Source organism: Flavobacterium sp. K5-23, from assembly GCF_023278045.1.
Classification (GTDB): domain Bacteria; phylum Bacteroidota; class Bacteroidia; order Flavobacteriales; family Flavobacteriaceae; genus Flavobacterium.
Window position 1 is genome coordinate 474,977 of record NZ_CP056783.1, and the last position, 14,197, is coordinate 489,173.

A 14,197-nucleotide genomic window follows, 5' to 3' on the forward strand; every position below is an offset into this window, starting at 1 on the left:
TAGTAATCCCGATAGCTATCGGGACAAAATAAAAGTGTTTTCACGGCTATCCCTCGCACAAACGACTACACTTTAAACACACAATCCACTTCTATACAGCTTGTCCAATAAAGAAGTACTTCTCTTTTTAATTACATAAAACAGATTCTAAATTATAGTATATTTGATAGGATTTCAATCGTAAAAACCAGTTTCGCATCTAATGAAAAACTACACACTCCTTTTATTCTTATTATTAACCACGGCACTTTTTGCCCAAGATAATCTTCGAAACGAATATCAGAAAAACCTGTTTGACGAGGCACAAAAACAACTTGAAGTTCGCGATTACGTAGCATCAGCAAGATTATTCACATTTGTTTATAATATGGATCAAAAATCTGAAATCTCTCAAATCGCCATACAAAAAGCAGATTCTTTAAAATCTATTTTTAGAAATAGCAAGGTTAATAGTTTAAAAGGGAATTGGAAATGGATTTATAAAGACGCGAATTGGGCTATCCGAGAAGATGGCTTAGTTGGAAAAATGATTACTATTAATACAGATGAGATCCTGTTTTACGAATTGTATCGTAAATCAAAAAAATGGCAGCTAGTAAAAACCGAAAAGATTGTTTTTTCCGAAAATCCAGAGTCACATTCTTTTACAGATTTTTTATATTCAAACAGCCAAGTTTGGGATTACAACATTAATGAAAATTCTGGGGAGTTAACAGCTTTTTATATTGGAGACAAAACAAAAGAAGGCTTTTCTGAAATGGTTTGCGGAAATCCAGTAATTTATTATTTTAAATTGCAATAAGCATTTAGTTAAACAATATAGAAGACAAGATCTACAATCATTTGTCATTTCAATATATACACTACAACAAAGAAGAATCAACCCAATCCATTTCCCGTCCAATCACCCTCTCATTTAGATAGAACTGAGGAAAGCGCACAAAAAAACCCGCTTCTTTCGAAACGGGTTTTATATTAAATTGAGAAATCAATTATGCTTCAACTTCGAATGGAAGTATAGAAACGTATGATTTGTTATCTCTTTTCTTTTGGAAGTGTACAACTCCATCTACTCTTGCGTGTAGTGTGTGATCTTTACTGATGTAAACATTTGCACCTGGATTGTGTTTTGAACCTCTTTGTCTTACGATGATGTTCCCTGCGATGGCAGCTTGTCCTCCAAAAATCTTAACACCTAAACGTTTTGATTCTGATTCTCTACCATTCTTGGAACTACCGACACCTTTCTTGTGAGCCATGACGTATTAGTTTTATATTGTTATTATTCTTTAGTATCTTCTTTCTTAGCTTTAGGAGCTTTTTTCACTTTTGGAGCTACTTCTTCAGTTACTTCAACTGCTGCTTTTTTAGGAGCTGCTTTTTTAGCTGATGTAGAAGATATACCTTCAATTACGATTTGAGTAAGAAACTGTCTGTGACCGTTTCTCTTTTTGTATCCTTTTCTTCTTTTCTTTTTGAAAATGATAACTTTATCTCCTTTTAAGTGTTGTAACACTTTAGCTTCTACAGAAGCACCTTCTATAGCTGGGGCGCCTAAAGTAATGTTTCCATTGTCATCCAATAAAAGAACTTTGTCAAAAGAAACTTTTGAACCTTCTTCATTAGATAAACGGTTAACATAAACCTTTAAGTCTTTGCTTACTTTGAATTGTTGCCCTGCTATCTCTACGATTGCGTACATAACAAATTGTTTTATTAATTTTTAAGGTTGCAAATATACAATTAAATATTTACTATCCAATCAGTTGTTGCAAAAAATATCAAAACTCTTTATTCCTTGATTTTAATGGGGTAAAATAATTAGATATCTAACATCCTATTCCTTTTTCATTTAACTACAATATTAGCAAATCCCGTCTTAATCCATTTAAAAATAACTATTTTTGACGTAACAATAGCGTTCATTTCACTACCTATTGACAATATAATTTTATTAATCCTCATGAAAAAATCGATAATGATATTAAGTTCTGCTCTTATGCTTGGCGGAGTATCTTCGGCTCAAAAAGTAGTTTTCGAAGAATACAATTTAGACAACGGACTGCATGTTATTCTACATAATGACAACAGCGCTCCTGTAGTTTCAACTTCAGTGATGTACCACGTAGGCTCCAAAGACGAAAACCCGGAACGAACAGGTTTTGCTCATTTTTTCGAACATTTATTATTCGAAGGAACAGAAAACATCAAACGTGGAGAATGGTTTAAAATCGTTTCTGCTAACGGAGGGACAAACAACGCCAACACCTCAGACGACAGAACGTATTACTATGAAGTTTTCCCTTCCAATAATCTAGAATTGGGTCTATGGATGGAATCAGAAAGGTTAATGCATCCCGTGATCAACCAGATTGGAGTAGACACTCAAAACGAAGTGATAAAAGAGGAAAAAAGATCCCGTTACGACAATCAGCCTTACGGAAACATTTTGTCAGTAGTTAAAGAAAATATGTTTAAAACTCATCCGTACCGTTGGACGACTATTGGCTCAATGGAACATTTGGACGCGGCTACTTTAGAAGAATTTAAAACTTTCAACAACAAATTCTACACGCCAAATAACGCTGTTTTAGTTGTTGCAGGTGATTTTGACAAAGCGAAAGCGAAAGAATGGATTCAAAAATATTTTGGCTCAATAAAAAAAGGGGAACCTTTAAAGAAACAAACTTTTATCGAGAAACCAATTACACAAACCATAAAAGCAACATACGAGGATCCAAACATCCAAATCCCAATGATTGTGGCCTCATACAGAACGCCCTCAATGAAAACTAGAGACTCCAGAGTGCTAGACTATATTTCAGCTTATTTAAGTGACGGAAAAAGCTCTAAACTATACAAGAAAATTGTAGACGAGAAAAAAATCGCATTACAAATAGGCGCTGTGGGCTTCAGCCAAGAAGATTATGGTATGTACATTTTATATGGCTTACCAATGGGAGGAAATACATCAGAAGATGTTTTAAAAGAAATCGATGAGGAGATTGTAAAAATACAAACGGAATTAATCACTGAAAAAGATTATCAAAAACTACAAAATAAATTTGACAATCAGTATGTGAATAACAATACAAGCATAGAAGGAATTGCTGAAAATTTAGCAAAATACCATATGCTTTACGGAGACATCAATTTAATAAATACTGAAATTGACCTTTACCACTCCATTACACGCGAAGAGATCAGAGAAGTTGCAAAAAAATACCTGAATCCAAATCAAAGATTACTATTAGACTACATTCCGTCAAAAGATCAGGCTCACAACTAATACATCTCTAAATCATGCAAAAAACAAGTATATTTATATTCATATTGTTCTTAACAGGAATTATGCAAGCACAAGACAGAACACAACCGAAACCAGGAAAATCTCCAATTGTAAACCTCAAAAAACCTCAAACTTTTTTCCTTGCAAACGGGCTTAAAGTTATGGTTGTTGAAAACCACAAATTACCTACAGCTACTTTCAACCTAACCCTAGACAACGATCCTTTTACTGAGGGAAGCAAAAAAGGGGTAGACGAGTTAACAAGTAGCATGATAGGAAACGGAAACCTGAAAATATCAAAAGACGACTTTAACGAAGAAGTAGATTTCCTAGGGGCAAATGTCAGCTTTAGTTCGCATGGCGCATACGCAAATTCACTTTCTAAATACTCTGGAAGAATCTTAGAACTTCTTTCTTACGGCGCATTAGAGCCCAAGTTCACTCAAGAAGAATTCGAAAAAGAGAAAGAAAAATTAATTGAAGGTATTAAATCCCAAGAAAAAAGTGTACCCGCAATTGCAAACCGCGTTATTGACGTATTAGCTTTTGGGAAAGACCATCCATCTGGAGAATTTACCACCGTAGAAAGTTTAAAAAACATCACCCTTGCAGATGTAGAAGTAAATTACGCAACTTATTTTGTTCCTGAAAATGCGTATCTCGTTATCATAGGAGATGTGAAATTAAAAGAATTGAAACCTGCGGTTGAAAAACTTTTTGGTTCTTGGAAAAAAAGAAGCACTCCGAAACAAATTTATTCTGCCCAGGAAAATGTAGCTTTCACACAAATCAATTTTGTTGATGTTCCAAATGCAGTACAGTCAGAAATCTCGTTGGTAAACACCTTGAATTTAAAAATGGGTGACAAGGATTTTTTTCCGGCTGTAATCGCTACCGCCATCCTTGGAGGCGGATACAACAGTTACCTAAACATGAACCTTAGAGAAACTAACGGCTGGACTTATGGTGCCAATTCGCTTATAGGAGCTGGAAAACACACTTCGAAAATGAAATCAAATTCCGCAGTACGTAATGCAGTTACAGATAGCGCCGTAGTCGAATTTGTAAAAGAAATAAAAAGAATCAGAACAGAAAAGGTATCTGAAGATATGCTGCAAACGGTAAAAGCGGGATACATTGGCCGTTTTGTAATGCAGGTACAAAAACCACAGTCGGTTGCCAGATATGCCCTAAACATAGAAACCGAAAACTTGCCTAAAGATTTTTATGAAAATTACATCAAAACCATCAATGCAGTTACCGCTGATGATGTGATGAAAGCAGCCAACAAGTATTTTCTAATTGAAAACACCCGAATCATAATTGCCGGAAAAGGACAGGAAGTGATTTCTGGATTGGAAAAACTTGAAATTCCCATGTTTTATTTTGATAAATATGGTACTTCAGTAGAAAAACCGGTTTACAATTAAATTGCTTTTTCATTATAACAAACAAGAGGCTGTCCGATAAAGACAGCCTCTTGTTTTATATAAACATCTTTTTAGACAGCTATTTCCTGGCCGACAAATAAACACCTATCAAGATGATAAACGCTCCTAAAAACTGAATTGGCGTAAGCATCTCATTATCCAATAATCCCCAGAAAAAAGCCACTACAGGAATCAAATAAGTCACCGAAGTTGCAAAAACAGGTGATGATATTTGGATTAGTTTAAAGAAAAGAATATTGGCGATTCCAGTCCCAACGACTCCTAAAATCATAATAAACCAAATAGAATGCTGCACTTTTTCAATATGTATTATCGAGGCAATATCCGAAAAATATAGAATGATTGAAGTGGGAAAAAGCAAAAACAAAAAGTTCCCTGTTGTTATACTTAACGGACTTAAATCAGACAAAAACCGTTTAATTAAATTTACATTGATCGCATAACATATCGACGCTATGATAACCAAAATTGCATAATAATAGTTTTGATCCGGATGGTTTATTGCTCCATTAAAAACAAGAAGTAAACTCCCCACAAGACCAATAATAACACCCCAGACTTGCCTTCTTTGGAAACTTACACCAAATACCAAGGCACCCAAAATCAATGTGTTTAATGGCGTCAGGGAATTCAGAATCGAACTCACGGAACTATCGATTTCTGTTTGCGCTATTGCAAAAAGAAATGCAGGCACAAAAGTCCCAAACATAGATGTCAATGCAATAAACTTCCATTTTTCTTTTAGAATCTTGGACAAACTTTTAAAACCTATCAGTAATAAAAAGAGAGCTGCAAACACGATTCTTAACGAACCTACCTGCAAAGCCGTCAAACCCACAAGTCCTTTCTTGATTAAAATAAAAGAGCTTCCCCATACTAAAGAGAGCACTAGTAGATATCCCCATTTTAATTGTTTCGATTCCATAAAAATAATTTTGCCAAAATTCTAATAATTTTATGGAATAGACCTCCTTTTTTCATTAATTTTGTATTCAAATTTAAAAAAGGATAAAACACTTAAAATCAAATCATAATGAATTTAATTAAATCTATTGCAACGATTACTATTGCTTGCCTTTTATTCGTAAGCTGTAAAAAAAATACTGAAGAAGCAACAAAAGAAACTGCTACTACAGAAACGGAAGCGCCAAAAGCAAAAAAAGAAATTGCTACCGAAAACTTACAAACTGCCAGTTTCTCTGTAGAAGGAATGACTTGCGCCGTGGGATGTGCTAAAACAATCCAAGAAGAATTGACTGAACTTGAAGGAGTGCAAACTGCAACAGTGGATTTTGACACAAAACTAGCCACAGTAACGTTTGACAAAACAACACAAACTCCTGAGACTTTAACTAAAGTAGTTCAAGCAACAGGAGACGGGAAAACATACACAGTTTCGAATGTAAAATCGTAAACTTCCCGATTAACTTTATAAAAAAAGCATCCGTCATTTTCATTTGACGGATGCTTTTTTTATATTTCTTGCTTATGTTTAAAAATCTTTCAAGCCAAAGCTTACAGATCAATTTAAACTTGAGAGTAGAAACTTATATGACCTTAAATTTCTTATATGTTTCAAATAAAATTTAATCAATTATTGCATTAAATCCTTTGCTGAATTTACATTACTTCCACTTCAGGGTTTCCATCAGTCTTTGCATATCGTTTTTAATGTAGCTAGCTGCCGGCATAATGGAATCAAAGTTGGGTTTTGCATAAAAATAAACCGAACCCGTAACAAAGTGTTTTGTGCTATCGGTTACATAAAATTGAGAATTTGTTGCCGCATTCCCTTCCACCTGATAAAACATACCGTACACTTTTTTGTTTGGATTCAAAAAAGGCTGTTCGAGAATATCATCTGCTTTTATGACATGCTCGTAAGTCAGCTTTTGGGCATCTCGCAATAATGTGTTGATGTCCTGATTTACGGGTTTGTAAGTCAAGTAAATTGTCGCTTTCATCTTTGGGTATGTGATAGTAAAACCGCAATCCTTCTCCCCTTTTATCACGGCATCAGCATTCATTTCGAATGTAAACGGACATTGATTTTCAAAAGCCATATATTTCGCCTCATGATAATCCAGACGTAAATAACCTGAAGGCTTAGGCAACACATCCTCTTTGCATCCAAAAGTCATAAACACAATGGACAATACTGCAGCAAAAGCGATAGTTTTTTTTAACATTTCTATTCTAAATTTATTTAATCTTTTATTTTTCAAAAGAAACATATTCCGCAATGATTCCCCTTCCTTCGGAGGGGGCTAGGGGGAGGAATTAATCTATGGTAACTTTTATTTGTTTTATACGTTTATTATCTACCGTCTCAATGACAAACATACAGTTTCCGAAAGTTATTTTTTGTCCCTTTTTCGGGAAGTTCCCTACTATTTCAAGGAGAAATCCGGCTAAGGTTTCAGCCTCTCCTTTTTTCATTTCGAATAAATTCTCATCAACATCTATAATCCTGTAGAAATCTTTAAGGTTTATTTTCCCTTCGAAAAGATAATTTTTGTCATCAATTTGAGAAAAATTGATGTGCTCGTCATCAAACTCATCGCTGATGTCCCCCACAATTTCTTCGATAACATCCTCTAAAGAAACTAATCCGGAAGTTCCACCATATTCATCAACAACAATTGCAAGGTGACTTTTCATATTTTGAAAATCCTTTAGCAAATTGTCTAGTTTTTTATTTTCAGGAACAAAAAAGGGCTTTCTAATTAAGGTTTCCCATTTGAAATCGGCTTTATTTATGTATGGAAGTAAATCCTTAACAAACAAAACACCTTCTATCTGGTCAATATTATCACGGTATACTGGAATTCTTGAATATCCCTTTTCTACAATTTTATCATAAATATCCGCAAAAGCTTCTCCTATTTCAATGGCAAAAATATCTATCCTCGGGCTCATTACCTGCTTTGTATCAGTGTTACCAAAAGACACAATTCCTTCTAATATTTTCTGCTCTTCAGATGACGTTTCATCAGCCGAAGTAAGCTCTAATGCCTGCGACAACTGATCTATTGAAAAACTGGTTTTTTGTTTCCCTAATTTGTTATGCAAATAAACAGTCGCTCCACGCATAGGAACACTTATTGGGGAAAGCAATCTTTCGAGCGTTGCAATAGGAAAAGCTATCATCTTGGCGAATTTGATATTGTTTCTACTCGCGTAAACTTTTGGTAAAACCTCTCCAAAAAGTAAAAGCAAAAACGAAACCACAATCACTTCCAGAACAAACTTCAAAACAGCTGAGTTTATTGCCGAAAACAAATTCTTGCCAACAAATGAAAATAAGATAACAACTCCAATATTGATAAAATTGTTTGCTACAAGAAGCGTAGCTAAAAGTTTTTTAGGTCTTTGCAAAAGATCTGCTAAGACTCTACCTTTTGAAACATCTTCAATTAAAGTTTCATCTAAGTCTTTTTGAGAAAGGGAAAACAAGGCCACTTCGGCACCGGAAACAAGTGCTGAACAAAGAAGTAAAGCAAATATTCCAATAAAACCATACACAAGATTTGTATCAATGGTTTGTAAAAAAATCAAACTGGGGTCTGGGTCCAAATTACATAAGATTAGTTAAACAATCAAAACGGCAAGTCGTTAATAGGCAAGTCGTTATTTTGTGGGTCAAAGTTAGTGTTTTTTGGCGATTCTAATTCGCGATTTTGTTTACTGTTTTCGCTATCCTTTTTAGTGGATAAAAAAGTAAATTCAGTTACTTGGATTTCTGAGGTATGTTTTGTCGTTCCGTCTTCTGCCTGCCATTGTCTTGACTTAATACGTCCCTCAACATAAATCTTATCTCCCTTGGACAAGTATTTTTCGCAAATTTCAGCTGCTTTATTACGTACAACTAGGTTGTGCCACTCCGTAGAAACGATCTTTTCATTGGTTGTTTTATTGATATACACTTCATTTGTTGCCAATTGAAATCTACCAATACAATTTCCTCCTTCAAAATAATGCATTTTTACCGCATCCCCTAAATGACCTATCAGCATTACTTTATTTAATGTCCCGCCCATAAAAAAATTATAATATTCATACCAAAGGTACATTTTTTTGGAATCCGATATATTCCTTTTCAATAAAATTATGAATCACAATTGGGAATGGAAATGTTTTTAAAACCGTACTATTTATCCCGTTGTCAATAACTCCTTTCAAGGTCACCTTCCAGAATTTAATATACAAATGCTGGTGCGACAATTTATGAATGATGCTTTTATCATTGTATTCCATCATACTAATGATTTCACATTCCTTAAAAAACTCATTTTGAATTTTATCAGAAATAAAATCAAAATCCTCTTCCTTCTCCGTTTCAATCAGTGGAAACTCATATAGATTGTGCCAAATCCCTTTAGCCGTTCGTTTTTGAATCACGGTATTATCAAAATCATCTTCAACAACAAGGTAATTAAAATAGCGATTCCTGACTTTTATCTTCTTGGACTTTACAGGCAAGCTGGCTACTTTGTTCTTTTGCAGTGCGGCACAACTATCATTAAAAACACAAACGCCGCAATCAGGACTTTTAGGAACACATTGCAGGGCTCCAAATTCCATTATGGCCTGGTTGAAAATGGCTGGATTGTCTTTTGGCATTAATTGGAAAGCTAGGGCAGCAAATTCTTTTTTGGCAGAAGCCGCAGCAATATCAGTTTCCACATCAAAATAACGCGACAAAACACGGAAAACATTACCATCAACCACAGGAACAACTTCATTGTAAGAAAAAGAAGCAATTGCTGCTGCGGTATATTCGCCAACACCTTTAAGTTTTAACAACTCATTATAGGAATTAGGGAAATTTCCTTGCAAATCAGTAGCGACATATTGTGCGGTTTTATGTAAATTGCGGGCTCTGGAATAATACCCTAGTCCTTGCCATAATTTTAACACCTGTTCTTCATCGGCTTTAGCCAAATCAAAAACAGTAGGAAAAGCATCTACGAAAGATAAAAAATACGGCGTTCCTTGAGCAACTCGAGTCTGCTGAAGCATAATTTCCGAGAGCCAAATTAAGTATGGATTTGTTGTGTTTCGCCAGGGCAAATCACGTTTATTTTGTAAATACCATTGTATTAGCGAATTAGAAAATTTCATTGTAAAATATTTGTTGACAAAAGTAAAAGTTTATGTGATTAAAATTTAATGAATTAGCTTGAATAATTGTTTTTTAAATTCATATATTTGCAAACTCAAAAAAATTATTACAAAATAATAAACAAGGAAAGAAAATGACGAAAGCAGATATCGTAGCGAAAATTTCAGAAAAATTAGGTCTTGAAAAAGGTGATGTACAAGCAACAGTAGAGACTTTTATGAATGAAGTTAAAAATTCATTAGAAACTGGAGATAATGTTTATTTAAGAGGTTTTGGAAGTTTCATAGTGAAAACTAGAGCTGAAAAAACAGGTAGAAATATTTCTAAGAATACAACAATTAAAATTCCTGCACACAACATTCCTGCTTTCAAACCAGCAAAAGTTTTTGTTGAAGGAGTAAAAATAAATAACGAAGCAAAATAATAATATTAATTAATCATAAAATCTACAAGATATGCCAAGTGGTAAAAAAAGAAAGAGACATAAGGTAGCGACTCACAAACGTAAGAAAAGAGCGAGAGCTAACCGTCACAAGAAGAAAAAGTAGTTTTAAACTACTTTTTTCTTTTTAAAAGTTCATTGAAATTTGGAAAATTCCAACTATTCCAAAAAGAGAAATTAAAATTCCAATATAAGCTACAAAATGTAAGTTGTATTGGAATTTGATTTTTTAAAATTGGAATTCGAGTTTTCCTCCCGGGTACAATACCTGTTAAAATTATTGTTTAATCCATCCTTACAATTCAGTTATGAGTTATAAGTCAAGAGTTATAAGTTTTTAAACTTTAAACCTGAAACTTTAAACCTGAAACTAAAAGTTCGGATAAAAATTTACAAATGAATAAAGAATTAATCATTAGATCAAGTTCTGATTTCGTAGATTTTGCCTTATTAAAAGATGGAAAACTAATTGAATTACACAAGGAAGAAGAAAAAAGCAACTTTCAAGTAGGTGACATTTTTGTCGCTAAAATAAGAAAACCTGTTGCTGGACTTAATGCTGCTTTTGTGAATGTAGGCTTCGAAAAAGACGCCTTTTTACATTATCACGATTTAGGACCAAATTTAGTTTCCCAACTGAAATTCATAAAACTTGTAAGCGCAGGTAAAATAAAAGATTTCTCCCTAAAAAACTTTCAGTTTGAAAAAGAGATAGATAAAGATGGTACTATTACTGATGTAATAAGCGCAAATCAATCTATACTAGTACAAGTTGTAAAAGAACCAATATCTACAAAAGGACCAAGAATTAGCGCTGAGCTTTCTCTTGCCGGACGTTTTATTGTTTTAGTTCCTTTTTCTGACCGTGTTTCGATTTCTCAAAAAATTGAAGACAAAAAAGAAAAAGACAGACTTAAAAAACTTGTTCAATCTATCAAACCAAAAGGATTTGGTGTTATTGTTCGCACAGTAGCCGAAGGCAAAAATACAGCCGAATTAGAAAAAGATTTGCAGAACCTGCTAAGCAGATGGACTGCAATGTGTAAAAAATTACCAACTGCTCATCATCCGTCAAAAATATTAGGTGAACTCAATAGAGCATCATCGATATTAAGAGACGTATTTAACGATACCTTTAGTGGTATTCAAATAGATGATGAAGAGTTGTACAACCAAACCAAGGATTATTTGCAAGAAATTGCACCGTCCAAACAATCAATTGTTAAGTTTTATCAGTCAAATGATACGCCTATTTTTGAGAAATACAACATAGAGAGACAAATCAAGACTTCATTTGGGAAAACAGTTTCCATGAGTAAAGGGGCTTATCTTATTATCGAACATACTGAAGCGTTACACGTCATTGACGTAAACAGCGGAAACCGTTCTAATAAAGCTACCAACCAGGAAGACACCGCTATGGAAGTCAATATGATTGCCGCTGCTGAAATCGCTAGACAATTGCGTCTTCGAGATATGGGTGGTATTATTGTAATTGATTTTATCGATATGTCTAATCCTGAAAATCGTAAAGTTTTGTTCGACTTCTTGAGAGAAGAAATGAACGATGATAAAGCGAAACATAAAATCTTACCTCCTAGTAAATTTGGATTAGTCCAAATTACAAGACAAAGAGTAAGACCAGAAGTTAACATAAAAACTAGAGAAGAAGATCCAAACGATGTTAAAGGCGAAATTGAAGCGCCAATATTAATTATCGACAGAATCAATTCTGATTTAGAAAGTATATTAAAAACCCACAAAGACGTTGTACTTAATGTACACCCATTTGTGGCAGCATACCTTACCAAAGGTTTTCCATCATTACGTTCAAAATGGTTTTTTGAACATAAGAAATGGGTGAAAATCATACCTCGTGACGCTTACACGTACCTTGAATATCATTTTAATGATAAACAAGGAAAAGAAATTAAAGAATAGATTCTGAAATAAATTCAGAATAAAAAACCGCCTTTCGTGAGATTGGCGGTTTTTTTGTGTCTTTTTTTCAGGAGCTATTTCCTGCTATTCGTTGCAACCTTTATTGTTTTAAAGAAAAACAATAAAGGGTTTCCACTACTATCAGGGCTAGGGAATTGGGCAAACAAAAACAACTATATTACTATTTGATCAAAACACACAATCATCTTTATCGAGAGAACTAACATTAATATTTATAATAAATGTTTATTGCTTACATTAGTAGCCTGACTGCGTAACAATACTAAATATGGTTTATTGTAACCGATTAAAATCAATACTATGAACTATTATTTGTTTTTTCTAGGACTCATCCTTCTACTAATTACTGCCTCCGATTTAATAAACACTTCTTTATCTGGGCGTGGGGCAGGTTTTATTTCAAAAAGATTATCCAAATCTATCTGGAGTACATTATTAATTATCAATAAAAAAACAGGACGGAAAAAAATTTTAGAACTTGGCGGAGCTGTCATTTTAGTTTCCATTCTTATTAATTGGTTGTTACTAATATGGATTTCTGCAAGCTTATTGTTTATTAGTAATCCTGACTCACTTATGAATGTCGAGACTAATACACCTACAACAGTGGTAAACAAGATATTTTACACCGGCTATACCTTATCAACATTGGGATTAGGCGATATGGAACCTGAAGGAAATTTTTGGGAATTACTTACTGCAATACTTTCATTTACTGGACTTATACTTATTTCAATTGCCATTACTTACTTAATTCCGGTCGTATCTGCTGAAATAACGAAAAGAAAAATAAGTGTTTATATAAATACTCTTGGTAGTACAGTGGAAGAAATCCTATTGAATTATTGGAATGGAAAAGATTTTAAAGACTTAGAACAACCTTTCATCAGCCTTGTTGATTCCATCATTTTACACGCCCAAAATCATAAAGCGTATTCTGTCTTGCATTTTTTTCATTCATCGGACAGAAAAGAAGCCTTTGTCCTCAATCTCACGAACTTAGATGAGACGCTTACAGTACTACTTTATAACATTTCTGAAGAACAACGACCTGCAAAAAACATCATAATTAGACTAAGAAAAGCCATTTCAAGCTATCTCATAACCTTACCGGCAACTTTCATTACTCCGGGTAAAGACACTCCTCCTATATTAATTCTTACAGCACTTGAAAATAAAGGAATAAAAATAATAACTGGTGAAACGGTAGATTTGAAATATGAAAAACTAAGAACCAGACGCAGATTACTATTGTCCCTCATTAAAGATGATGGATGGAAATGGAGCGACCTTAATTCTGGTGGCTACAATCATGAAATAAATATGAGCGATACTTATTAATCGGTTTTTTCAAGTATAAAAAAGAGAATGATTTTGAGTTTGTTAAAAGATTACTTCCTTTTATTTACAAAAAACCGCTTCATCAAGTCAGAAGCTTCTTCAGCTAAAACACCTCGAACTACAGTAGTTTTTGGGTGCAACTGCGTTCCCATTTTCTCGTAACCTCGATGTGTATCACTTGCACCAAAAACTATTTTCGAAATCTGACTCCAGTACAAAGCGCCCGCGCACATTTGGCAAGGCTCCAGCGTGACATAAAGCGTACAATCCTTAAGGTATTTACCCCCAAGATAATTAGCGGCAGCAGTAATGGTTTGCATTTCGGCATGGGCAGTCACATCGTTTAGTAATTCAGTTAAATTATGGCTACGAGCAATTACTTTATTATCAATAACAATTACTGCACCCACGGGAATTTCTCCTTTTTCAAAAGCCATTTCGGCTTCGTTCAAAGCTTTTTTCATGAAGTATTCGTCGGTGAAAGGATTTATCATAGTATAGACCGCGAATTCGCAAATTTTAATTCTTTGTGATTCTTCGCTTTTTTTGTAATTCTTTGTGAAACAACTTTTTTTATCGACTGTAAA

15 protein-coding genes are annotated in these 14,197 nt (G+C 34.0%); 7 read left to right on the forward strand and 8 right to left on the reverse strand.

All coding sequences use genetic code 11. The annotated features are described in order from the left end of the window. Positions 1-202 precede the first annotated feature (202 nt). On the forward strand, positions 203-802 hold the full coding sequence (locus FLAK523_RS02215) for a hypothetical protein (RefSeq protein WP_248906115.1): 600 nt from the start codon (positions 203-205) through the stop codon (positions 800-802). Between the two features lie 190 nt (positions 803-992). On the opposite strand, the gene rpmA is transcribed toward FLAK523_RS02215, so the two are convergent. Both rpmA and rplU read right to left on the reverse strand, forming a co-directional pair. Next, positions 993-1,259 carry a 50S ribosomal protein L27 gene (gene rpmA, locus FLAK523_RS02220; RefSeq protein WP_091082981.1) on the reverse strand — a complete coding sequence of 89 codons (267 nt, stop codon included), beginning with the start codon at positions 1,257-1,259 and terminating at the stop codon, positions 993-995. 23 nt (positions 1,260-1,282) lie between these two features. Next, on the reverse strand, positions 1,283-1,702 hold the full coding sequence (rplU, locus tag FLAK523_RS02225; RefSeq protein WP_248906118.1) for a 50S ribosomal protein L21: 420 nt from the start codon (positions 1,700-1,702) through the stop codon (positions 1,283-1,285). Between the two features lie 261 nt (positions 1,703-1,963). Between rplU and FLAK523_RS02230 the strand changes: the two genes are divergently transcribed. After that, positions 1,964-3,289: a pitrilysin family protein gene (locus FLAK523_RS02230; RefSeq protein ID WP_248906120.1), complete on the forward strand. Its 1,326-nt coding sequence runs from the start codon at positions 1,964-1,966 to the stop codon at positions 3,287-3,289. 14 nt (positions 3,290-3,303) lie between these two features. Next, complete coding sequence (locus FLAK523_RS02235) at positions 3,304-4,719, forward strand: pitrilysin family protein (RefSeq protein WP_248906122.1); 1,416 nt, start codon at positions 3,304-3,306, stop codon at positions 4,717-4,719. Positions 4,720-4,798: 79 nt separating this feature from the next. On the opposite strand, the gene FLAK523_RS02240 is transcribed toward FLAK523_RS02235, so the two are convergent. Continuing rightward, positions 4,799-5,665 (reverse strand): DMT family transporter, encoded by an 867-nt coding sequence (locus FLAK523_RS02240; protein WP_248906124.1) that lies wholly within the window; start codon positions 5,663-5,665, stop codon positions 4,799-4,801. 108 nt (positions 5,666-5,773) lie between these two features. On the opposite strand from FLAK523_RS02240, the gene FLAK523_RS02245 reads away from it, so the two are divergent. Then, a complete protein-coding gene (locus tag FLAK523_RS02245; protein WP_248906126.1) occupies positions 5,774-6,154 on the forward strand; it encodes a heavy-metal-associated domain-containing protein in 381 nt (126 codons plus the stop codon). Positions 6,155-6,365: 211 nt separating this feature from the next. Here the strand turns inward: FLAK523_RS02245 and gldD are convergent, their stop codons facing one another. From gldD to mutY, 4 genes are all read right to left on the reverse strand, one after another. Continuing rightward, on the reverse strand, positions 6,366-6,929 hold the full coding sequence (gldD, locus tag FLAK523_RS02250; protein WP_248906128.1) for a gliding motility lipoprotein GldD: 564 nt from the start codon (positions 6,927-6,929) through the stop codon (positions 6,366-6,368). A 91-nt stretch (positions 6,930-7,020) separates the two neighbouring features. Continuing rightward, entirely contained in the window at positions 7,021-8,316 is a 1,296-nt protein-coding gene (locus FLAK523_RS02255) for a gliding motility-associated protein GldE (RefSeq protein ID WP_248906130.1), read from the reverse strand. Between the two features lie 23 nt (positions 8,317-8,339). Further along, positions 8,340-8,780, reverse strand: coding sequence for a single-stranded DNA-binding protein (locus FLAK523_RS02260; RefSeq protein ID WP_248906132.1), 441 nt, complete (start codon positions 8,778-8,780; stop codon positions 8,340-8,342). 16 nt (positions 8,781-8,796) lie between these two features. Further along, positions 8,797-9,864: an A/G-specific adenine glycosylase gene (gene mutY / locus FLAK523_RS02265; RefSeq protein WP_248906134.1), complete on the reverse strand. Its 1,068-nt coding sequence runs from the start codon at positions 9,862-9,864 to the stop codon at positions 8,797-8,799. A 134-nt stretch (positions 9,865-9,998) separates the two neighbouring features. On the opposite strand from mutY, the gene FLAK523_RS02270 reads away from it, so the two are divergent. The 3 genes from FLAK523_RS02270 (at position 9,999) to FLAK523_RS02280 (ending at position 13,610) form a co-directional block, all read left to right on the forward strand. Continuing rightward, entirely contained in the window at positions 9,999-10,289 is a 291-nt protein-coding gene (locus tag FLAK523_RS02270; RefSeq protein ID WP_016989051.1) for an HU family DNA-binding protein, read from the forward strand. Positions 10,290-10,703: 414 nt separating this feature from the next. Then, a complete protein-coding gene (locus FLAK523_RS02275; protein WP_248906136.1) occupies positions 10,704-12,248 on the forward strand; it encodes a ribonuclease E/G in 1,545 nt (514 codons plus the stop codon). A 321-nt stretch (positions 12,249-12,569) separates the two neighbouring features. Next, positions 12,570-13,610: a potassium channel family protein gene (locus FLAK523_RS02280; RefSeq protein WP_248906138.1), complete on the forward strand. Its 1,041-nt coding sequence runs from the start codon at positions 12,570-12,572 to the stop codon at positions 13,608-13,610. Positions 13,611-13,660: 50 nt separating this feature from the next. Here the strand turns inward: FLAK523_RS02280 and FLAK523_RS02285 are convergent, their stop codons facing one another. Further along, positions 13,661-14,104, reverse strand: coding sequence for a nucleoside deaminase (locus FLAK523_RS02285; protein ID WP_248906140.1), 444 nt, complete (start codon positions 14,102-14,104; stop codon positions 13,661-13,663). Positions 14,105-14,197: the final 93 nt, after the last annotated feature.